Raw genomic sequence first — 380 nt, 5'->3', positions numbered from 1 at the left:
GGTCACCGCACCGCTGCCATCACCCACAATCACCGCACCGTCGTTGACGCCGGTGATGGTGATGGTCACGGTGTGGCTGGTGCCATCCAGGCTCTGTACGGTGAAGGTCTCGACCTTGGTCTCGCCCGCGCCCAGGTACTGCACCTTGTCGTTGGCGACCTCATAGCTCCACTTGCCAGCCGCATCGATCTCCAGCTGACCCAGGGCGCCGGCACTCGGGGTACCCACACCCGGTTTGAACTCGGCCTCGTCGGCCCCGTCCACGTCGGTCACGCTCAGGCTGCCGGTCTCGGTCAGGTTACCGCTGACCACGTTCAGGTCTTCGGTCACCGCACCGCTGCCATCACCCACAATCACCGCACCGTCGTTGACGCCGGTGA

1 protein-coding gene is annotated in these 380 nt (G+C 65.3%); it reads right to left on the bottom strand.

Translation table 11 applies throughout. The features are described 5' to 3' along the window. Positions 1–380: VCBS domain-containing protein (locus AACW18_RS11310; protein WP_218390089.1), on the bottom strand; the 380-nt coding region annotated here is incomplete at both ends.

Source organism: Aeromonas sp. sia0103, assembly GCF_963895295.1.
GTDB classification, from domain to species: domain Bacteria; phylum Pseudomonadota; class Gammaproteobacteria; order Enterobacterales; family Aeromonadaceae; genus Aeromonas; species Aeromonas encheleia.
The sequence above is the reverse complement of the archived record's forward strand: the minus strand, read 5'-3'. Positions and strand labels throughout refer to the sequence as shown.